Source organism: Pseudomonas sp. HK3, assembly GCF_052920985.1.
On record NZ_JBREXD010000001.1, the window covers coordinates 1246762 to 1273180 of the forward strand.

Annotated in this window: 2 protein-coding genes (1 of these 2 cut by a window edge); both read right to left on the reverse strand. The window is 38.7% G+C overall.

Annotated elements, in window-relative coordinates:
* Positions 1-4239 (reverse strand): hypothetical protein, encoded by a 4239-nt coding sequence (locus ACU6U9_RS05925; RefSeq protein ID WP_446734134.1) that lies wholly within the window; start codon positions 4237-4239, stop codon positions 1-3.
* Positions 4202-26419 carry the 3' portion of an Ig-like domain-containing protein gene (locus ACU6U9_RS05930; protein ID WP_446734135.1) on the reverse strand. 7806 nt of this gene lie beyond the right edge of the window, so the window shows 22218 of its 30024 coding nt (coding positions 7807-30024); the start codon falls outside the window, past its right edge; its stop codon occupies positions 4202-4204. Before ACU6U9_RS05930 ends, ACU6U9_RS05925 begins: the two co-directional genes overlap by 38 nt.

Consider the following 26419-nt stretch of genomic DNA (forward strand, 5'->3'; position numbering starts at 1 on the left):
TTAAGCCGCTACAGGAAATGATGCAGGATCATTAGGATCTGTACCTGCATCATGCTCTTGCAAATTTGTATAGCCATCACTATCTAAGTCTCGCCAAAAGTCTTGTTTAAAATTCGGTTGCAAGCCATTTTCAACTTCCCATAAATCTGACATGTTGTCTTGATCCATATCGGTATCTGGGCCAATATTATTTTCTAACGTATTATAATAATGATATTCGATTGAATCTTGCATGCCATCACTGTCACTATTTGACAGAGCTGGAAAAAATATCCCATTTAAATATGCCGTTGACTTACCATAGTTAGTGTTTTCTGATTCTAATCTCCAAGATAAAGTATGATGTCCTTCTTCGATATAATGGTTATAAATGCCGGATATGGTCCCTTTCCAACTCTTAACCACTACATCATCTACCTTAAGACTGAACGTTGGTTGAATAGATATATACGATCTACTAGGCCCTATTAAATCAAAATTAAATCCTAAATAACCACCTATGCTATTAATTTGTGTTGTCACGGTAACATCGCTATAACGATCCAACATGCCAGGTGTTACTGCAAACAAATCCTTTTCGTTTTTGTCGGTACGTGTAGTCAACCAAGTATATTTGGTTCCACTCCATGAAGAAAACAGTTCAACATCACCGAAAGAACCGTTTTCAAAATCACTTAACGTACCAGCTGGCCTAGATGAAGCGTCGATAGGAGATGTACTATTAATATATTCCGTTTTATTCGTCATAAAATCATTGTCATGATCATCAGCCGAGTCATCAGAGAGCATATCGAGTCCAAATTGATACTCCCAGCCATCAGGTAGCCCATCGTTATCGGTATCAGTGAGTAACGGGTGGCTTCCCATCTCAAATTCAATAACATCTGTCAAACCATCACCGTCACTGTCTGTAGTAGCGGTGATTTGCTTGTCCAATGAATCGTAATATAAATATTCTTTCGCATCACTCAAGCCATCTTCGTCACTATCAGGCGTTGCAGGGAAAAATATACTATTTATCTCTATAGCATTATCAGCACAACCATCAAAACATAGTATTTCCCATTTAATTTGATTTCTACCGGCTTCTAATAACATATTAAACTCATAGGATCCTCCTTCATCCCAGCGCTTAATAAGCACATCATTTACATAAATATTAAGTGGATTCCATTGAATGTATTCAAAATTAAAGCTAAATAGTCCTCCTATACTATTTATAGTCGTACTTATACTTCTTCTATTATCGACAGCATTTTTAAATCTTAACGGCGTTATTGCAACAAAGCCTTGTTCAAGACTGTTATCAATAGGATCTTCACAAATAGGACCTTCACAAATAGGATCTTCACAAATAGGACCTTCACAAATAGGACCTTCACCAATAGGACCTCCGCCAATAGGGCCTAAACCAACAAAACCCCATGGGTTATCTTGAGAAAAACTAAAGTAGAACGGACCAAAAGTATGATCTTCAAAATCAACCAAAGTACCTTCTGGTTTTGAATCAATATCTATAGGAGAAGTAGCTGCAATATACTCTGAGATATTAGAGAAACCATCCCTATCAATATCATCATAGATATCGTTTGAAATAAGATTTAAACCGTATTGGTATTCCCATTTGTCAGGAAGTGAATCACCATCTGAATCTATGTTCACCGGATTACTGCCTATATTAAGCTCAACTAAATCTGTTATTCCATCTTGATCAGAGTCTAGGTCTTCATTAATTTCGAAATCCAGCGCATCATAAAATGCGTATTCTTTTGAATCCTTAATACCATCGTTATCAGAATCAGGGACAGCAGGCATAAATACTTTATTGATCATTAATCTGCTATATCGAACATAATAATCACCTTCAAATTGCCAGCGTATTTTTTGCCTACCTTCTTCTAAGTGCATTTTAAAATCTGAAATCATACTTTTATCAAATATTTCAATTAAAACATTATTTACATATAAACTAAATTTTGAACCATTATTATAGGATTTAAAATTAAAGTTAAATTTAAATAATCCGCCTTTGCTATTTATCTCAGTTTCTATTGCTGAACTACCATTACTATCTAGTTCAAGAGGTATAAAATCGACGGTATTCTCATCTTCAGAAGCCTCTGCTTCCCACTCCGTGTCACCTATTATTGTAAAATAAAATGGCCCTGTACGTGTATCACCGTTATCGATATGTGTACCAAAAGGTATTTCAGAATATTCCACTGGAGAGCTATTGGCTAAAAATTCCTCGGCATTTGTAAATGTATCATTGTCATTATCTAATGACGCATCATTTTTATCTAAAGGATTAAAGCCAAAGTTAATCTCCCAAGCATCTGTCATTAAGTCCTGATCTGTATCCGGGTTGGTAGGATCCGTATTATAATTGCTTTCTTCTTGATCTGTTAATCCATCACCGTCTGTATCAACTTTTTGTGGATCACTCCCAATTTTTAGCTCTAAATACAAACTTAAGTTATCACCATCTTCATCTTCTTCAAACTCCTCAGAACTGGCATCCAAATTATCAAAGTGCATGTATTCAATAGCATCTAAATATCCATCATGATCACTATCTTCTATTGCGGGGATAAATATATTATCAATATATGCATTAGGATAATCGCCTTCAAAACAAGATTCACATTCAATGTAATCAATTGAAAATACCCACATAAGAGTATGTCTACCCGGTGTTAATTGATAACTGACTCTCTCACCAGTATCTTCTAAAGTCCAAGTATCTATAATTAAACCATCAACATAAAAATCGACAGTAGACTCATCAAATAAATTGTTCACATCAAATAACAGAGTCCCCTCGCTGGAGTTCACCGTCGTTTGTAGTATGGCTTGATCACCCTCAACTGCAGACGTTGCGCTTGCTACAATATTCTGGGGTTCGCCATTAAGATCATCCATTTGTTTAAGACCCCATTTAATATTGCCTAACTGGGACCAATAGAATGGTGTGAACTCATTCGTTTCAAAGTCTACGAATGTCCCAAACGGGACTGAGTTAGCATCATGTATATCACTGCCGGATAAGTATTCATGAGCGTTACTGAATCCATCACCATCAGAATCTTGATTCTTATCAGAATAAAGAGGATTCAATCCAAGTTCGACTTCAACGCCATCTGGTATTCCATCATTATCACTGTCACTAGAATTTAAATCGGTACCAAGCTCAATTTCAAGAGCATTTGATAGACCATCACCATCGATATCACCGTCTAAGTCACCATCTAAAGAACCAAAATATCGATACTCTAAACTATCCAAAACACCATCCCTGTCAGTGTCAGGTGCTGACGGTATAAATATATTATCTAGCCAAACTGCATTTTGAGCCCGTGAGCAGCAATATGAACTGCGAATATATTCAAATGTAATACGCTGTTTTCCTGCAGGTAACTCATGCACATAATGTCTTTTGCTTGAAGTACCATGTGTTTTATTAATCAAATTTCCATTAACATAAAAATTGAAATAGTCACGTCCATAAGCAGTATTCACAATGTAATCAAAACTGAGTTCACCACCAAAGCTATTAACAATGACTTCTACCTTAGATCTCCCAAAATCTAATATTTCTAGAGGAGATATCTCACCACTTTTAAGGCTATATTGACTGCTATCAACCTTAGATGAACCATCGATTATCCATGGTTTTATAGAACCATCAGGGTTATACCAACCAAAGCTACCCATCGTATTATCTTCAAAGTCTACGAGCTCGCCGGTTAATCCAAATACCGTCAATTGTTGCTCGACGTACATTGTCGGCTTTTCAAGCAAAAACAGTTTCAATATTGCAATCCCTGACGAGCTAACACTAAAACCGTTTTCATCTGTTAAAATCGTCGCGACATCTAAATTGCTTGATTCAAAACCAAGAACACCTTTTGAATTCGTTAGTTCAAATTCAATTTCATAATTATCAGCTGAAAAAGTAGCGATCACTTTAGGCATGTAATTAAACGAACCTTCGGTCAGTTTAAACTCAGCGGTAGGCGTTGTGATTTTTAGATCTGTAATGTAGAACGGGTCTATTAGTGCTTCATCTGGGTTTAACGGGTCCGAAAATGAATTCACTTCTACAAAATCAGGAATACCATCCTGATCCGAATCGATGCCTGCTTCGCCTACTGCTATGGTGCCCAATTGATGCTCTTGCGCATCTGTTAAGCCATCATTATCAGAATCTGCATTGGTAATGTCTGTGCCATAACCCATTTTCCAAGGCGTTATTTAATCCATCTTGGTCATAATCATCTACGTCATCATTAATGCCATTGCCGTCTGTGTCTGCCAGTAATGGATTGAGGACTGTGGTTAAGTGTTCAGCAATATTCGTTAAGCCATCATTATCATGATCGCCATTTTTGCTAAGTAACTGAATGGATAGTGCATTTGCAATTAACGCGCTTTCACCTGTTGTGAAACTAGCTGTTATCGCCATTAATAAAGGCGTCGAATCAATATGAGCCGCATTACCGATATTCCAAGGCAGCGCAATAAGTGCTTCATTTTCGGCTAAGTTAATGCTCGACTGAACACCGTTGCTCCATGTTAATGAGCTTGAATATATGACCCTATCTGTACGCATATGCGTTTTAAGTGTTAGGTCAGTTGCTTCTATTTGATAACCACCTGTTAGGTCTTCAATGAAGATATCAGCACTTTGTACTGGTAGCTGCTGTGCAAACATTGAATCTTGTTGTGCAATTCCAACCAATGATGAATCCGTTGTATTTAAGCTATATGTTTTTCCTAATGGGATAGCTTCGTTAAATACAACCGTTAATCTGTTCGCTGCAATTTCGTAGCTTTGAATGGTCAATAATTGCAATGCTTCATTTGAAAATTCAAATAAAGTTGAAAGATCCAAAGGTTCTGTCACGTCAACAGGCTCTGAGAATGTTAGTGCTAAACTCGGTTTTTCAGGTAGTTGCAAATATTCAAATGTTGAGTCAATTATATGAGGTAATTTTTTACTCACTTGTTCGCTGAAGTTTTTAACAAATCCAACTGGGGCAGCATCTTCTGCTTTTAATTGTAAACTTTGTGTCCCTATATTTTGGAACAAGGCATCAATCGTTGATTGCCCACTTATTAGGGTACTACTGCCTAATACAGTATTATTTTGTGCATTAACAATGTTAATCACATAATGAGTGTTAACTTGCTGGCCGTTTGTATTTACCTTCGTTACTAAGTTACCAAAGCGGTCCACTAGCGCGATATCATAACGCTTGCTATCACCCTGCTCTAATACATCCGTTCGGCTACCTAGGTTGCTGTCTGTCAAGATTGATACAGGTGTGATGACATAATCATTCGCCTGTGCTGCATTTAGGCTAACGGGCAGTTCACTCAACTGCTGCCACTGCCCATTAATTAATCTTAAACGTTTCTCAATACCCGACAATGTTAGGTTGTAGTCACCAGCAACATGCGCTGTGCCTATATTGAGTTCTATACTTTGATTACTCATTTGTATGACGGTTTTTTCTGTGCCGTCTGACAACACTTCTACATTCAATTGCTCAGCAAAAGAAAAGTGGAAGCCATTAGGCAAGGCCAGCTCTATTGTCTTACTTGTATCCGCACGAGGGGCGTTACCACCATTATCAATGGGGGTTAATACAAGTTGCATGCTATCGCCTACTTCTTGTTCGTCAGCATAATTGACTCGCAATGCGGCAAGTTCACCGGCTTCAATGGTAATTGGTAATTGCGCTGGCTGTAAGCTTGAATAGCTAGCAAGTTTAGCCGTCATTAAGTAACTGCCTTTGATACGATTTGTATCTAACAGTATTTGTGCATTACCTGCTGTGTCGGTTGATGTGGTACCTAGTTGTACTATTTGCTCTGTACTTCTTGATTTAAGCGCCCACTGCACGTTTTGATTGGGTACTGCTCGGGCTACATCATCTAACACAACGACTTGGTATAACGCGTCAGTGTCAGGGGTAACTGTTAGTGGGTTATGCGTACCACTGGCTGTAAAACGAATTTGGTTAGGACGTTTTGTAAGCGGTATGCTGTATGTTTGTGTATCTGAATATTGCTCAAGCTTATCCAATACGCGTAACTTAAATTCATAGTTATTATTAGGTAGTGCATTTGATGGGATGCTAATCGAAATTGAACGACTATCTCTCCAATTGCCACCTGCTGTTTTCACTATTACAAAATCACCATTACTGTCACGCTGTAAAATTTGAAAGTCCACTTGTGCATTGATATTGTCATCTACATTATCAATACCACTGACATTAATACTCAGTGCTTGCCCATAAATACCGGATTGCGGTACATCTATGATTAGTTTGCTCACATCTGGCACCTGATCGCGTATCACACGGATAGGGATGTTCGCTTCAGTTTGTTTGTTTGTGCTATCGGTTAATAGAATATTAAAGTGATCGACCACAGCACTTTCAACTCGTGCGGATCTTTGATCAACATATCTGAATACTTTGTTAATTGTTGAAGCATTACTGCTCACAATTTGTCGCTGTAGTACCCATCGAGTTGTCATGCTTTCAAGAGCGACGTCATCTTTCGCATTAATAGAAGCAACAATAGCGCCCCCTTCGATTATTTCTATTTCTGCATTTGGGTTATTAATATCAATTATTTTATTATTAATAACCAAACTTGAAATAATGGGTGCTTGGTTTTCTATAGAGACAACTGATTTATTAATTTGAGTTTCATTTTCTGATACATCTTTTGCTTTTATTAAATAGTTAATATTTTCACCTGACTGGCTACTAATATCGTCGAAATTTAATGCACTGCTATCAAAAATTGCTTTAACTAATTGTTCACCTCGATACAGCAGAATGCTTTGCATGCCACTTTGATTATCTTGCGCGTTTATATTTAGTGCATAAGGGCTTTGTGCAACCACGGTGGATTGATCGATGACAGGCTTACCGCTTAATACGCCACTAAGAATAGGGGCGGTTGTATCAAGTTGACGAGATATTATTTTAGACTCGGATTCAGAGAAGTTTCCATAAATATCGATTGCTCGTGCTTTGACCCAGTAACCGTTTTTGCTTAAATCAAAGTTTTTACTCAGTATGAATTGTGGGCCACGATGCTTAGCTATCAATTCATATGGGCCACTTTCATTCGCTGCTAAATAGTATTCGACTAGCTGTATAGGCTGCTGAGTATTTTCAATTTTTGCTTCCATAATTAATGGCGCGGGGTAATAACTTGTACCATCAAAGCTTAAGGATATTTGCATGTCATTTGTCGGTAATGACTGAGACTGTAAGAAAGTCCTTAATGTCGAGCCATTATGGATACGACCAAAAATATCTTGTGTTTCAACATCAAATTTAATCTCTTGGCCGTTCAATAACCAGCCTGGTACAAGATCTTTATTGGTTGCTTGCTGATCATGGAAACCATATTGAAGCTGACCGTTTATAGAAATATTAGACGCTACCGCATTGGCTGACCACGGTAACTCAATATTCCACTGCTGAGCATATTGATAGCGCTGTCTTGGACTAGGTTGATTCAGTTCAACGGATACTTGGCCTGCATGATGATTGGGGAGGTGCTCTATGCGTATATCGCCATCAATAAAACCAACCGCCAAATACGGCGCGTTAATAGCAAGTGACGTTACCTGCTTGGTATATTCATGAAGATGATCACTCCATGAATCATTACTCATATCAATTGAACGTACAACAGAATTGGTTTGTGTCTCATAAGCCACCCAAAGTAAATTTGAGTTTTTGCTAATAGCCGTTACTTGTCCATTAGTAGCAGAGATATTTTGGAGAGTGTGGCTTTGAGTATTGTATTGTTGCAGCGCATTTTCTTGACGTAACCATACCTTACCTGGTGTTGCTACCATTTCTTTAACTGGTGCAAGCAACTGTACATCATGGCTAATTAGCTGTAAGTCATATTCATTTACTGGCCATTGATTAAGATATAACTCATATAAACGACCGTTATCACCTGCTATCCATAATACGCGTCCAGACCATGCTAGCGCTTGTACTTTAATGTTATCAGGCAGTTTATAACTGATTTCATGATTGATATTTACACTGTTAATAATGATATCAATGCCATTAGACACCGCAACTAATTCACCATTACTCGCCAAATGCACAGGATCAATATTTCTAAATAATGCGGTGGGTTGCGTGAAATCACTTTGTACTAAATTAACCCGTGTATTATCAACGCTTGAAAGCAATAACCCTTTAGCGGTTGCCATTACATGTTGAGATTTTTCAGTATAAGGTGCTGATGCATTGCTCAATTTCCATTGATCACCTGTGTTTAGCAAGCTGTACGCACCATAATAATCACCCGCTACATACAGTTTACCTTCATACCATTGCATGGCAGCAACAGTGCCACCCTGCTTAGATGATTCTAAGAACGATTGACGAGATTTAATATCTTTGTTAATCGACCAGGTTTCACCTGTATTTAAGTATAAATGCCCATTACTTAGGGTCGCTAAGCTTGCTCCTTTGTGACTAACTTGCCAGCCACCAAGAACCTGTAATGAATCATTCAAATGATTCGCTGCTAGCCATAACTTACCACTCTCATCTAGCCATGCTAGATAACCTGCCATATTCAGCGCTGATTGGCCTTGAACTTTTAGACCATGCCCTGTCGACACAAAATCATCATTAACTGAATACAATTCGCCACTCTGCGTTTGCAACCAAATTTTATTATTGAATGATATAGTCCACTGAATTGAGTCATCAAAACTGATGTAGCTGCTTGTTGTAATTGAGTACAGCTTATCTACTAGCTGTAGGACTGGTACACCGTTTACGAGCTTAGCTGTGACAATAGCATCGCTTATGGTTTTACTGGTGATCAATTTAAGGTCATTACCAAATATCTGATAAGTGCTTAACTGAGAGTCAGCCCATAACCATAAATCTGTACCATTGTGGATAAAACCACTGACACCGCTCATTGGGTGATATGCAACACGCTGATAATCTAATTCACTATCATAAATTTCGATACCATCTTCAAGCAATACGATTAAACGGTTACCCAATAACGAAGCTTGAATAATAGCCGAGTTGGTTTCTATTATAATTTCTTCTGCAAAATTACGAATAGTCCGCTCATGAACAAACCAACTATCATCAATACGTGGGATGAGCTGTGTATATGGACGGCTCTTTTCTTTCTCACTAAGTATTAACGGGCTAATTACTCGTACAGTGAAACTTTTTGAATCTGTATTGCCTTTTCCGTCACTGACCCAAGATTTAACAATGAAGGAATCGACGTCGTCGCTTACTTTCCAGTCGATAGTATTTTCAGCCGCACTTAAAACATTATTGTTTTTATCTTGTATTAATAAGAGTTCTGTCTCGATGCCATCAGTCTGAGCACGTTCAACTGTCAAGTGACTACCAACCAAGACAAATTGTGGCACATCTATATCTGCATTAACCGCTTTAGAGACAGGCAATACGCGAATGCCGACTTTGGATTCTGTGAATTGGTATTCATCACCGAAATAGCTTATTACTTTAATGTATAGATTTTCTGCTAGATTAAAGCTTGGTAAACGAAGTTCGAAATCGCCCTCACACTTACTTAAGGTACTTGTTTTAATGGATACACCATTAAAGTCTTCTAAGATAACGTTTGTATAATGAATGTCATCTATGTCTTTACATTGATATTTCACATTGACTAATGATGATTCATAAAACGCTTGATTGTTTAGCGGTGCTAAAATTTCAATACGGCCTTGCGAGGTATTTTCTAACGACAACCATTGGTTTTGTGTTATCTCACCATTAACGTCTACCGAAATATCTAATAAGCTTTCAGGTACATGGGTTAACTGCTGCCAACCAAGATTACTCACAATCGTTTTTTGTTGATCGTTAAAGTTGACATGACTAATGCGAGAGTCTTCATTTGGCGTTACAACAATAGGAGCATACCCATTTAGTCGTAATGCGGCTGTATTTGGCATAATCGTCACGTCACTATTTACGATAATACCTGAAAGGGTTACGGCTTTGCTGCCTGCAATGCCTTCACCTATATACTCAATATTAATATTATCTATGTCTTGATAGGGTACAAACCAGTTATTGCCAGACAATTTTTCTGCTGTAATAAAGGTATTCATATCTTTTATATAAATATTTAGCGGTACTGCACTTGAGTGAGATATCAACCACCCTGCTTCTTGCTTGGTAACATCAAATGAAGTGGCTAACTCTCTATTTTCGCCAATTATTTCACGAGTACTCCAATTCTGGCCTGACACGCTACTAAAGGTGTTATGGCCTAATGCCAATAAATCTGTTGATGAAATATGTGCAACGATCTGCGCGTCTTTAATCGCTAACCAATTGAACTCATCCTCAGATTCGACATTTAACCACCATACATTATTGCCTTTATGTGCACTTAGTATGGTGCTTGCTAGCAACATCTCATCAACTTTATCTAAGGTTGTTTGTGCATATTCATAAAACTCTAATTGTCCACTATGAGTAGCAATCATGAACGACGGCCCCTGCACAGACATATATTTTGCATCAACCAATGCAAAGCGTTGCTGTTCATGTAAGGCGATTAAGCTGCCATTATTGATAAGGCTAAGTTTAATTAAAGCGTTTTGGGTTAAGCCCCATATACCGCTGCTACTTACCGTGGTTTGTAGTAACGTATCTTGGAATGTATATGCAGGTAACTCATTTAACTTTCCGCTGTCTAATAGCTGATATGCAAATACTGTCTGACCGGCTTGTGTATACGCTATCTTACCGTTTAGGCCAATGATACGGCCTTCCAATTGATATTCAGATGACAGTAAAACCTTGTCTTCACTAAAGCTAAGTAACTGCTGATAACGCATACCTTCACGCTCTAATTCAATTAGTGCTTGGTGAGCAAAAACATGCATTGCCTTGATAGCACCCTCAGGCTGGCTATAAACAGCACCTGGAGCTGCCATTACTTTAAACCCGCCATACACATTATTTACTGCAAGTACAAAACCTACATTTTGTAAATAGTCTAGTGCTACCGGGCGATCAATACCTTCTTGTAAGGTTTGCAGTACAAGTGGCTCATTTATAAAATAAGGCAGCACTTCAAGTTGCTTAGTTGTTTCGTTTTTATTAGCACTAAAATCTTCAATCATGGCATGAATATTCACCTGCTCATGAGTAAACATTTGATTTTCAAATATATGATTTTTATCAACTGCCAAACGAGCGAAAGGAGCATCAAGACCATCACTTAAACTTACATAAGAGCTAGATGATAAATCGGATATTACTGGCAGAACCTGAGTACTTACTTGTAACGTTGTTCCATTCAATATTTTTCTGATTGGTTTACTGACAATATCAATTGTTGCCCCAATATCATCATCATTTTTAATGTTAATGAATGCTTGTGAGCGTACTTTACCGTCAGAAATTAATTGAATAACCGCTGCCATATCTTCAATCACAGCTGGTATATTTAAAGTGTAAGGCAATACGACTTTATCTAAATTGGTACGATTTATTTCGACAACTTCAGGGTTGTCAGGGTGATCTTTATCACCACCAATATTAAGGCGGAGTTGTGCTGTCTCAATATTAGAAATTTCTAACAATATATCTAGCGTATCGCGTTCCTTAACGTTAAGACCATTTTTAGGTTCAAGCAAGACCAAAGTTGGTTCACCTAAATCGGCGTCATATGGTGTTAAGTTAACTTCGCTGCCTGTTTCAATACTTGGTGTTAAGCTTACATTGCCATTAGGATCGGTTGCTCTAACTTTTATATTTATTTCGTTAGGATAGTCCGTTTTAGTTGGCGTAAATACTAGTCTATTTGGCTGTGATAATATTTGCCACTGCCCGTCATTAATAGATGCCTCTATTGTTTCAATACCGTAACGATCAAACGATTTGATAAAGACATCTAAAGCATTATCCCATGGTATATAGCCGTTATTACTTGGCGATACAATCTGGATTACGGGCGCTGTAACATCTTTATGTAGCCGATACTGTTGTTCAAATAATTTTTGTGCATCTAAACCAAACGGCACTTTTAAACGAACAGGGATATCAAGTTCTTGTGTATTTTCACTATTTAGTAAATCGACCAATCTTGGCTGGAAATAATCAGCAACAGCAATAACAGAACCACCAACAAGGCTTGCTTGAGTTGTAATAGGCTGCCAACGATTATTTATAAATAATTCTATCGTTGTATTATTTTTATCAATCAGCTGCACATCACCAGCAAGCTCAAATCTTAAACGGCTATCTGTCGCTTCTTCGACAATCACGGGTGTCGTGCCAAACGTAGTTAATTCAATGTTTGGATCTTTTAAGGGAATTTCAAAGTCTTTATTTGTGAATTGCTGACCATCACTGGCTCTCAATCGTATGTTGAGACTTTGCTGGGCAATTGAAACGGCGACAGAGACACTACCCCTAGGGCAAATTTCTGATGATGCATTATTTAACCAAGGGCCATAGTTTAAACCTTGATCGGAGCTAATTCGATAACGATAAGATAATGTTGTGTTTAAATTATCTATCGCATCAAAGCTTAAACAATGTTGTTTACTGCGCGTTAGTGCACTGGCAGAAGTAATTTCTGCCCCTGTATTAGCATTAATGATTTTAAGTTGTGATGGCGCTTCTCGATCAAGTGTTCGAACACTAAATGCAAAGGTTCCATCTTCCTGATCAGGCATTTTTGCCAAATTACCTGCGGTGTCTGTTACACCTAATAACTTGAATTCATAAAGAGCATTGTGACTGGTAAATGTGCCGGTAATATTACCTAGTTCATATCGGCTATTATTATTTGTAAATACACTCATAAACTGATCTGACACATCAAGTGCTTTGATTTCATTATTTGCATAAACCGTTCGCATAACTTTGAAGCCAGTAACCTTTATAGGTTCGTCTGACTTAAGAGTTAATGGCTGCTGATAATAATATTTGAAGTTTAGTGCGACATTAGGCTGACTATTGTCGATTACTGTTAAATTATTTGAGCGCACTTCTTCTTGGGTACGAGCTCTAACAACCACAACTTGATACTCACGACCAACCTTATAAGTGTTTGGCTTGCTACGAGATGGTGTTTCAAATTTGATCGCATCATTTTCATAGTGATAATTCACTCTGAATTGTTCTTCTAATGCGAAGCCTTGCTCGGCCGGTAGCCAATATACAAGTAAGTCTGAACTGTGACTGGTAATATTTACAGTAATTGTATCGCCACCTAAATCACTAATGGTTTGCGTATCCGTTAATGATGATGTCACTGTACTTATGGATAACGGTGTAACCGCGTTGAGCATAGCTGGCACGACTAATGTTTCTGGCTTAGCCACCAGTGAAACACTATATAAACCAGCCTGCGGGGCTTGCCATTGGAATGTAATACTAGTCTGAGTTACCTGGGCAGAAGCCAAATCAATGACCTCTTCATTTAGCAATAATCCCGTAGCAAGATGAAGATTCTCACCGTGCAGTACGATGTTATTGGAAGATGCCGTGGTAACAATGTTTGGCTCGGAAAAATGTATAGCTACTTGCGCCTCATCCAGTACAGACAAACTTGTATATTGGTAATCACGATCTAATTGGAGGTTTAAACCTGTCACATACTGTGCGTATGTTTCAGGTAGTTTGGCCGTATATTTTGAATCGGTTGCGATTTCTCCAATAGCTTCAAAGACTAAGTGGTTTGCTGCAATGCGGGTGCTACCATCAATAGATGATGTATTCTCATCTTCTAATTCAACCACTGCGGCACTCCAATTTTCGTGTAATTGCGAAATTTGAAATCTTACATTTGCATTACCTTGACGTATTTTTGTTTCTCCGCTTGGGGCTGCATCGAGTACTGGAAGCCTGACACTCCAATATTTTTCACTCTCTAACCATTCAGATAAACCGTTAGCGTAATACAGTGCGGATGGCTTAGTTGCCTTATAAGTTAATAATTTATTTAATTCAATATTGCCTGCATCCGTTACATTAATATCATACACCGAATGCTTAATAGCACTTGCGATTAATAAAACTTCACCATGCATTGTTACGTTGCTTTGTGAATCTATAGGGCTAAATCCTTTACGCTCAAACGTATCGTCCCATACATTTAACCATTCAATTAACCCATCACTTACGATAGCGACTAAACCATGGTGCTGTAATAAACGTGTAGGATTAAACGAGCTATGAGTTTGACTTACGTATGTAATATTTTGATTGTTTAAGTTAATACGATGCAGCTGTGTATCCGTTAATACCAATAAGAAATCTGAAAAATACTGCATCTCAATAATACTTTCATTAAGCGCTATTACTTGCCACTCTGCGCCCAATGCACTTGCTAGATAGATGTTAGTTGCATCGTTTGCAGCAATAGTTTTACCATCGGTTTTTATATTAATAAATGAATAACCTTGAGGATTTAATATTTCATTTATTTTTTTAGGTGCATATATGTTAGCAAGCGAATAAACAGATGCTTTTTTACTATTGTGTAGTAGGCCAACAAAGTAGCCTGATTCAATATCCATACTGGATAAGGGTTCATCAGTAATAATAGTAGATAAGAAGTATGGCGCTTGGCTTTCTTCGGTTGTTAATAAACGTGTAGTGCGGCCTTCAGTTATTACTAGGATATCACCTGAGCGTGCAAAGTTATCAATATTTGAGTGCTCGCCACCTAGGTATTGAGTTGGTTGCAGTTCTATCGATAAATCAGTATTGGCTATTTTGGCGCCACTATTATCATTGCTAATTTCAATGTTCAGGGTATTTAACGTATTGCTAGGCTGATCAAATGCAATGACATTATCAGAAACTTGCTGAACGTTATCCGCAGCAACACCATTTATCCAAACCTTAGTAAACGGGCCATAGCCTTTGCCTTCAATTGCTAAGCGATCTTTTCTGTTAAATGTTAATAGTTGAACATTCGCATCTACACTGCGTGATGATGCTTTATATAGACCTACCTTGCTTATTTGTGGGTCGCTAACAATATTAATTTGTGAAAGATAACTTTCAGACTGAGTTTCATTACCAAGTGTAATGCTCAGTAAATCATTATCCAATTGAGCGCTATCAATTTGAGGTAGTGTAATACGAATATGATTTTCGTCTATCCATTCTATTGCACTAGCGTCTAGCCATATGTCACCTATTTGCACACCCATGCCTGGATAAAAGCCATTACCATATAAGTCTATGGTTTCTTGTCCACGCCATGATACATAATTAAGACTGATGGATTCTAGCGTCGCTTGCTGTAAATCCTGATAAACAAACCGAAAACGATAATCGCCTTGTAGCTGCTTACCACTTATATCGGTAATCGTTGTATCAGCAATTAATTCATATTCAGCACCCGCTTCGAAAGAAAATTGTGGTGTTAATACAACTTTGGTCAAACCATTACTTGTTTTAAATACAAAGTCTATTGCTTGTTCGACACCAGAGCGTAAGACCTGAAGGTTCGCACTATTTACTGAAGCCTGATCAAGCACTCTATTAAACGTGATTGATAATTCTTGATTGGATAATAATGAGCCGGATGCTTGCGGAGTTTGATCAACTACAACAAATAAATCATTTTCAATCGTTGCTAACTGCCCACCGATACGAGATGTGGACCCATCCATAGGGTTTTCTACCGCATTATCGTCACCTTGCCATGCAAATGCTGTTGCCGCATAAATGGCATGTGGCTGCACAACTACGTCTGTCGCATTGCCTAAAACTGAATAGTAGTAATCAAGTTTGGGCTCTTCACTAAAATCACCACGTAACCAATTACTTACATTAAATAATTGAATATCACCTTCTTGCGCTGCAACATATATTGTTTGGCCTACCAGCTTGATTTTATCAGCGCTTAAATCGCCATTAGAAACCAAATATGCAAGTTTTGCTTCTCCCACCAAGTTTGCTTTGCTGTCAACGGTTGGTAAATATGCCTGAACTGTACCGAGAGGCCCAGAGGCTACAAAATAGGCTTTTTCCGCTTTTATAAAGTCATATGGTCTAATACGACGACCTGTGGCGTCTACCGTTTCGATGACATTGAGTTGCTTGTATTCTTGCGTGCGTAAATCAATGCTAACAATGCGACGAGCCAAGGTTTGTACTGCCCAAAGTTTATAGCCATCAATAGAAATTTTATTAGGCGAACCACCAAGTTGAGAATTTGATATTGAGGCTACTTTTTCAAATTTATCATCTTGGTTTCGATAAATATCAATACCATAAGAATGGGCAATATAGACCATCCCTTGGTGTAATGTAACATCTCTAATAGTGCCTTGAACGTCTACTTGCGTGAGTAAGAATGGATCAGTTGCGAGTGTCACATCAAATATAAAAACACGTTTTTCAGAAGCGGTTACTAATAAATTATTATCAATTTCAACATCGACAAAGCGGCCATCACTAAGTGGGGCTTCGAAGTGATAGTTATTGAAATTTCCGGCACTCTCCTTAAATAGAACATCAGGTTTGACTGGATCTGATACATCAATAATATTTAATCGTGCTGTTGTACCGTAAATAGTTTCAGATTTAATACCTTCTCTATTTCGTGGGGTAAATTCACCACCTGTAACGCTATACAGTAGTTGGTTTTGATAGGCCATTGCAGCGACAGGTGAAGGTTTATCACTTGGCAATAATACCGTACCTGTAGGTTGCCCTGCATAGAAGTATTGCTCAACAGCACTAGAACGCTCATCAATAAAGTATGGGTTGTTAATCGAAATATTGGCAAAACCAAATACTCCGCTAGGGGCTTTGATTTGAATATGATTAGAGTTAATTACTTTCATATTTGAAGATTGATTGTCTGCAATTTTAACCTGCATAAACTTGTTAAAACCATAGCCATAAATATCTAAAGTGTTACCACCCTGCGGAGGACCCGTATGTGGATAAAACGACTCGATGCCACTTACCGGTAATACCGTCAATGCGCCTAACATCATCGTGCTAGCGGCCTGATTTTCAATTTTCAACGCAATGCTGGCTGTTAATTGCCCTTTAAACAAATCTGGTACATCTATTTCAATTTGTGTGTCTGACAGTACTCTTATTTGGCTAGTATTTAATTGTGTATCACCCACCCAAATATTTTTTGTATCAGTAAGATTACTACCTTCGATCAGTGCTTTTTCAGTGCCATCTGCGTGGAAATAATGACCAGCTAACTCTTGCCCAACTATACGAGCTATTGAGCTAATCTTAGGGGCAGCTTGATTATTAAATACAAGCGAATGACTGGCCGCTTGCACCAGGTTAAGACCGTCTAAATCCATTAATGACGTATTTACTTCTACCGTAAAGCTGCCTGCTGGCATTAGTTCATTAAAACTCACGGATACTTGGGCGCCCAATAAAGTGTTAATTGCCATTAAGTTATAATAACTGCTCTCAAGCTCTAACCCTTGCTGATTCTTCAAAGTGATTGCTGCGGCAATAGATTCTTCAGAAGTATCAATTAGCGAATTGAATTGAATTTGAACCACATCATTAGTTGTTAAGCTACTATTTATGAGAGGTGTAATACTGCTAATCGCTAAGCGATGCGGTTTAATTTGCACCACGCCATCTTTATTTGAACTGTATATCTGACCACCTTGAACAAACAGCTCGCCGCCTTTTTCGCGTTGCTGCCAATAAATAAGCTCTAACTCATCTGCTTGTGTGAATTGATATATATTGTGCTGTTGAGGTAATGCAAGATGGATTTGTCCTGCTTCAATATGCATCGAATACTGGTCAAGAGAATCTCCCGCTTTTTCTGTTAATAAATACGTTTTGTGATTTTGGTTTTCATCAAAAATACTCAAAAATAGATTTTTATCTAACTGATGCAACACATACAATTTTTGATCGAACCAAGCTACATCGAGTGGCTGGCCCTGTAAAACATCGGGATTGCTATCGCCATCGGCAAATACAATCGTATTAAAACCGGCTGGCGCTAAATGGTCCTCTGTAGTGGTATCAACAAAGCGAACAAAACCACCGCCCATCGGATCCGCTATAGACATCGCAAGTACGTGTAAGCTTTCTTCAATAGCAACATCATTAACCAACAAACCACTAAAGCGATCTGTCGAGATCACTAATGGGTTCACTTTATCTGTTATATCGACTGTGATCAGCCCGGTTTCATTTGCCGCTAAAAACGCCAGATTACCTGCCAATGCAACACCCGTTATAGGCGATGGCATTACGAGTTGCGATACACGTATTGGTCTGTCTGGAATGGCTACATTATATATTTCTAAGCCACTTTCCATTAAGAACCGGTTTTCTGGTGTTGGGGAAGCACCTGCTTTAACACCGACAAATAAATAATCATCACGCATTTGAGCTCCGCCAATTTCCATTGGTGGATAATTTGGCAAATCCCAATTACGACCTGTGTCTCTGTTATATGAAAAACGGCCAATATGGGTTTCTTTTACATGATCACCATTCGGTATGAGTGCATATACATCATAAATATCTGGCATTGTGACGCCAGGAGCACGGAAGCGGAATTGACTTAAATTAATAACATCATCTTGTAAATCAATGGTTTTGTACCCGTCGGTATAAACCGTTTCAATAACCAGACCCGTGGTTTTAGAAACAAAGCGCACCTTAGTTCCTGGCTGAAAAGTCTGACTGCTTGCGGTTGCCGTCACATGATACCCACCGCTTTGATCACCTGCGGTTATGTCCATTTCTACTTTTGCAAATTCAATAGCGGCGGTATACATCACTGCACCTAAATACACCGTTGAACGACCCATGTTATTGAGCTGTAAATGATGTTGGCCATAATCAAGCGCTAGCATCTGCAAACTACCCGCTGGTATTGTGGCGGTTTGATTATCAGTGACGACTACAGGCACATCATAATTATCTATCTTGGCAGTAAGCTGGCCATTTAGAAAATGATCACCCTTGATGATAATTTCACTTTCAAGGTCATTTTCTGCTTGTCTATTGTTAACTAAGTAATGGACTTCGGGGATTTGTGCGTCATGATCAAACACCTCAAACGTTTGCACATAAGGCATCCACAAACTTGTACCTCTAATGGTTTGAGCTTTGTTCACGTCTAATGTGTATTCGCCTGGCTGACGGTCAAATTCAATATCAAACGAAGTGGCTGAACCATCATTTTCATTAAGTGCGATAACATCAAATGGAACGGCTTGTTTTTCACTGCTACTAGTATCATGTAACCATAACAAAATAGCGTTATTATCAATTAATGACTGCGTTGCAATGGCTTCATTAAATTGGATATTTAGCTTTTCGTTAATATCTAAGGATAAACCGCTATCTTTTTCTAATGTTGTGTTTATCACCAAGCTTCCTGGTAACTCTAGCGTTTGCAGGCCTGCAGATTTTGATGCTATTACTACGCGGTTTTTATAAATATCTAGACCGTGGGTATATTCTGTATTACCTGCACTAATAATTTTAGGGTTATTTATGTCATTGATATCCATCACCACCAACGAGCCTGACTTACCAGCCAAGAATAGGGTATGGCCTACAATTTTAATTTTTTCAATGCTCGCCGCATTGGCCATTAAATTTTGATCTAATTTAATTTGCGCGCCTTGCTCTGAATGTAAGTCAAGAATGGCGACCCCTTCGGCGCCAATTGCCACAAGCAAGTGTTCTTTATATTGCAACACATCACGAATATTCGCAGGCAGTGCAAAGCTACGACTTAATACCGGCTCTAATAAGTTAACGGCTTGTAGCGTATGCCCAATACCATGTTTTGTAATTTCAGGTGGATCCAAAGATAAACTTTCACGCCAATGCGAACAAGCAGCATCTGCTTGATACGCATAACCACCGCCTAATCCACCTGCGTATAGCCATTCATGATTGCTATATACAGTTAAACCCGCGGTTATTTCAATTGATTCCATTTCAACTGGGTCGTAGGAGTCAATATAATTAGCCATAATTAATGAATCGGCAGCCAAATCAAAACCTCTTGGTTCACACGGCGGTTGTGGCTTTTCCAGTTTAACCTTAGTGCGGGTTGCTGCCAGTAACTTTCCGCTTACGGCTACATCTGTTACGGTCTCAATATCATCATATGCGTGTATTTCATTTATTAATTGCAAGCCATTCTGATCATCTAAATTTAACTTAGCAATACCACCTGTACCGCTGGCCACATACAAACGTTTACGCCAGATATTTTCGCTGACGTCAAATTCTCGCACTGGTTGAATGTTAATAGAGTCTGCATTTGTTACCACATAATCGTATTGTACTTTTTTGTACTGATCCTTTTGCTCTTCGGTTAAACCTTCGCTATCGCCAATTGCTTCTGCCACTTGAATAGTATCTAACTTTTGTTTGAGTAAATAACGTCCAATCTGTGCTTGTCCACTCTCACCAACAGGCACTGTCGCTAAACCACCCACCTGTAAAATATGCTCTTCTGCTTGCACATCAAATGTGGCTGACCTTAGTGCATCTGGGAATGAGCCACCTAAGAATTGCTTATGATGAGAAGATAATTGATCATAAGGAAAGGCGTCTTTAAAATAGCCAGATGGCGTTACAGCTACGCCAGTCTCTTTGTCTACCCAAACATCTAACGGGCTCACAAGCGCCGCTTTTGCGCTACCCATTGTACGTAAACCATAACCAAACCCATCATCTGCAGGTAATTCATCGGTACTGCCATAACGATTTTTGGCAAAAACGTTTTGGCGACCCGTATTGCCTCTAGGTGTATATGCAATTAAACGATTAGAAGAAATGACATCTATACGGGTAACCGGAGCAGAGCCTATGGTGAGCTCTAGGCCATCCATTACGGTATTACCCGGTTCAAACCCTTCACCCAATACTTCAATACGAGTGCCTCCAACAAGTGGCCCCCACTGCGGTGTGACTGAATTAAGCTTAATCGGTTTATCTATGGCCAGTGCACCAAATAGGGTTGTGCTTTCCCATAAGCCATAACGCTCTACTTCTAAGGTAACATCGTAGTATCCGGCTACCTCTAAACCAGGGTGATTTGCATAAACAATACCGGCACGTTCGACTTCATCATTAGATTCGATTCTATCGATTTGAGCTTCTTGACCACCAATATTTAATTTCACTCTTGATGCATCAAGAGGGACACCCAAAGCACTAAGGGTTATTTCTAATGGCTCATCTAATAACTGGCGGCGAGGTGATAGTGCATCAATCGATAGCTTTGTACTGTATTGGCCACGATATGTAAGCTCAACATGCTGATCATATTTAAGTTCATATAATGGAAAATCATTGTATTCCGTCAACATTTTAACCGATGCAAGACCAGCATAAAGATAATAGTGAAGTACCTCACCTACCTTAATATTTTGATTTGGCTTAATGTATATTTCAGCTTGATTGCCATTTATATTAAGTTCAAATTCGACCGGTTGTTGTTGCGAATTTAATACTGCAAATTTATTTTTATTTGGCTGGTAATTTTCAATATCCTTGCTAAATCTAAATATTGCGGTTAATCGATCATCACCATCAAAATCTAATATGCCGTTAGCTGGATCAACTGTAAATAATTTTAAATTTGAATCCGGATAGACTTGTAATACACCTTTGCGTGAATTGCCACCACCAACAACTGAAGCAGATAGTGCTTCTACATGCATAATACCGGCATCATTAAAGGCATCTAACCCTGTTAATAATTTTAATTGCTCAGGATTACTTATATCTAAACTAATAATGCCTTTACCGCCAACCGCAGCATATAACACATGTCCAGATATACTGATATCGTGCACATGGCCAAGGTCTGCATTACGAGAAATTATTTTTGGTGATTGAACATCTGAAATATCCAGCACAATCACACCACGATCACCTGCCGCAAGGAATGCAAATTGACCTTTTACCTCAACATCTGACGCTGGAATGTCAAGCGTACTAATGGCTTGCATGCCATTACTTCTTCGTGACATCAATGTAAAACCACCAAGACCTGCTACTTCGTTACTAATGAGCGTTTGATTTGGGTATGTCCAGTGCCCTGAAACAACGGCATAAACAGGTTCGTGATTAAGCTCTTGATTCGTTCGAGCAAGACCTAGGGCAGGCAAATCTCCTATTACATTCGCGGATTCCATCAGGTAAGCCTTAGAAGGTATATAGGCATCCACTAAACCAAGGCCCGATGTGCCTAGTGTCATTAATGCCTGATTGTTTTCAACGATAATACCGCGGGCCATATTGCCTGGTAACTCTAATGAGCGTATGAGTTGTGCGGTAGTAAAATCGTCACTTACACCTAATATAAACAATTTGGCTTCACTGAATCCAAATTCGCTAGAGCTGTCTGGCTTCGCCGCTGCCATATAAATTAAGTCATGGCCACGCTCAAAGAACCCTTGTACGCCAAGCAATACAAAACCAGCTGGTAAGCCCCAGCTAAAGACCTGCCTATCGTCTGTATCATCACCATCAAGATCAATTTGTCGTCTTAAATCATCAGGGTTTAATGGGTCACGAAATACCTCTTCACCATTACTACCTGTACTTGTATTTTTTGCTGTCCACTGCGAGGGATCTATATTAAAAATCTTTAATGTGCTGCCCGCACCTACCATCATATAGGTAGCTGATGGGTCAATGGACATGGCTGTGACTGGTGACCCCGTGCCTATCTCTGACTGTACCGGTTGTTGATACAAATACGCGTTTTTGAGTATGTCAGTTTGGCCATCTGTTAAATCCACACGTACATCAACTGAACCTAAAATTCCAGGTGGCGTTAATAGCTGTAAGTGGGTCGTATCGAGTAACTGATAATCTTTAACAGGGGCTAATTGATTACCAAAAAACACTTTGATATCTGCGATATCTGGCGCAAACCCTGTTGCAGTGATAATAGTTTTTTGTGTTCCTTCTAAGGTGCCTTCTGCAGGTGAAATGCTTTCTAAGACCATAGCCTCTGTATAAATCAAAACACCCACACTAGACCAATAGCGTGCATCATCATCTTTAACCTCTACAAAAATAGACCCCGTAATACCTGAAGGTAATGCCACTTGGTAACGCGATTGTATAGGTGATATTTCTTCTGCCTGTAGTAGCTGTCCTTGCTTACCCGAGAAGAAAAATTCCGGATTATTTGCATGACTTAATGTAATCCAAATGGTTTCACCATTTACAGATACATAGTTTTTCTCAACATGATCCCAGGTGATATTACTGCCAGAATAATTACCCGTTGAAAAATCAAGTGTAAGATCAGCAAGACCTTGCGTGCGACGGGACGCTTTAATACCAGTTAATTGAATTTGGTACTTACTATCAGCCGTTAATGGGGTTTGTGAGGTAATAATAATCTGGCTTGAGTTTTCTGGGTTGATAGATATATCTGCAGCAATACTCTCAGCTTCATCGGCTCCTGTTACCTTTCTTAAACTAATATAATGTTTAACATCATTTAAATTCGCTATAGGCAATGTCCAATCTAATGTGATTGTTGTATCTAAAGCGACAAACTGTTGACCGTCTTGTGGCCAACTAGCGGTTAATTCTTGAATATGCGTATCAACAAAATGAAGTTGATCATAGGCTAAGACACTCATTCCATCTTTAGTAAAAATGTGGCCTGTTACACTTGAAGTGGAACAATTCTCTCCTGAATCTCCAGATAGATCTAAACTGATTTGCTCTTTTTCGTTTGGCTTATGATTTACAGAGTAAGGCATACCATCTATTAGATATGGTGCATCTAAATCACTATAATCAATTATAGATAGATAGCCTCGTCTTAGAGAAGATGAGCATTTCTCCATACTTATAACAGTGGCTAATGTGCTATGGCTGTTAATTTTGACTGGCCCGCCGGGTACTTGAAACCCAAATGATTCTAGCTGACTTATTTTTTTCAATTGAGTGTCATCAGATAGCTCATATAAACTTAATGCGCCCGCGGCATGAATATCTTTTTGTACTGAGCTTGTCATTACTTGAGGCGCTTCGAATTGAGCGAGCTCTGGTACACTGGATTTTTGCAAGTCGAAAACAATCCAGTTGCCACTTTTAACAAAAAGCTTTCCCTTATTAACATATAATTTTTGCGTTCTAAGTGGCACACTGCCCCTAGCTCCGCTTACTTGTTTAATCGATTTTAATAATGAAGGGCGCAGTGGATTAATAATGGAATAAATATTAACGGCACCATCTTTACTTGCTGTAATTAATAACTTGTCGTAATAATCAATGAAATGTTTGTTACCCGCAGAATTTTTTGATACTGGCATTTGCAAGCCATGCCGAATATATCGGTTATCACCCTCTGCTTGTTCAGAGCCATCGCTAGAGCCGGGGAGCTCAGTAATAGCATCAAACATAAATAGCCATTCGCCTGCTTCATACTCCGTATCAAACCCTACGAATTTTTCTGCGCGAGCAGTGACATAAATAGTATCGTTAACTTTTTTAATCGCACTAGGCTCTAACTCAGGAGGCAGATTATAGTAGCCTAACGCATGCATAGGTGCCGCGTTTTCTAAGTCATCACGTTCGTATCGTACCAATGAAATCCAAGCAGGAATTTTTCTAGTCTTTAACGACTCATAACTTGTAGGCGGCGGAGATAAGTTTAAACCTTTAGCAAGTACGTAAATTAAACCTTTATCTTCATCTGCATCTAAGCTAACTATCTTACCTCGAGGAAAGAAGCCAGGAGAGACTTCTCCCGTTCCAATTGAAATTGACTTATCTGTAATTAACCCGCCATAAAATACGGCTTGCGGTAAAATGACTTTTTCGGTGTTTTCACTACTGATTTCTACTGTAATAAAACCACGATAGCTATCACCAAAATCAGGAAGTGACCAAAATAGCTTTTCACCGCTCTTTAAAGTCAGACGATCATTATCTACCCTATCAATAACAGCTAATTCAGGCTTACCCTCTGGATAAGCCGTAACGCGAATATTAGGATTAAAGCCATAGCCAATGATTTCAGCCCTATCATTAGGGCCTCGTTGATCAACACGAGCTATTGAAGGGTTAATATAGCTTAAGCGTAAATCATCAACATAAACCAATGCGCCTGTAACCGTATCTGTAATCCCCCATTGATTTGTGACCTCAATACTTGCAGGGCCTGCATAGTTTGGCGGCGTTTGCACACTCAATTTATACTGCGATGTCGATTCATTTATTAATTCAAAAGATTGTACTGGGGAAGATAGGCCACCAATTTTTACCGTTAAACTTTCATCAAATTGGCTGCCTACTACTTCAATTACTTGGTTACCTTGAGTACTAATGTGAAAAGGGGTGATCGTTTCAATATCTGGCAATAACGCCGCTTTATCTGCCACTGTTACAAAGCTAAATTCATAACTTTGCTGCATAGCACCACCTGTTATTGGTAATAATCCTGATGCGATGTGTATAACGTATGTTTCACCTTCAGTAAGCATCTGCGTGTCATTGCGAGTCAAACGTAAAACTCTAGCGCTATCACCTTGATTACCGTTATTAACAACACTAATCTTAAATTGGTTTGAAACGTCATCACCAAAGCCAGCTATTCTTTTCCATACTGTAATATAGTCTGAAAGCTCTTGGTTTAATTTAAGAGGATGGGATAACTGAATATCAATAAATTGTGTATCGATAGCGACATTCGTTTCTTGTGCTTCTGGCGAATGACCTAAAATAGTCAAGCTATTAAGTTCAAGTTCACCTATACCTTGCTTACCGCTTGCTACATATACCTCATTATGTGCAACTGCGAATCCACGAGCACCTACATCCATCAAAGATGGAGTTTCATGGGTCACTGCATTACGAGTTTCTAGGTAATTAAATTGCTGGTGCTTAGATACATCAATTATTTCAACACTCGAATTTACTGGTGCATCATCTTGATCAGAGTAATTCACACTTATATAAACAAGATTGCCCACAACTTTGACATCGTATATACCATCTAGCTCAAAATCTTCACGGCCATGCTGTACATCATAAGCATATACATGCTTTAAATTAAGAGGGTCTGAGATGTTCACTACATTCAATTGGGCGACTAAACCATTACCAGCCATATTGGCTACATACAAATTATTACCTTGAATATCTAAGCGATTAGCAACGCCAAAAGTATCAAAGGTAGTAACTATTGGCATGTCTGGCTTGCTAATATCAGCAACGACAACACCCTGATAGGATGCGGCTATAAACGCATAATTACCCTTAATTTTCACATCCCGTGCAAAACCGTTAGGCTTAATAAAACCTATTCGATATGGAGATGTAAGGTCATGAATATTAAAGGCAATAACACCTCCGTTTCC

Bases quoted from the DNA above. Each gene is read 5' to 3' on its own strand.
- ACU6U9_RS05925 (WP_446734134.1), bottom strand. From the start codon at position 4,239: ATGGGTTATGGCACAGACATTACCAATGCAGATTCTGATAATGATGGC.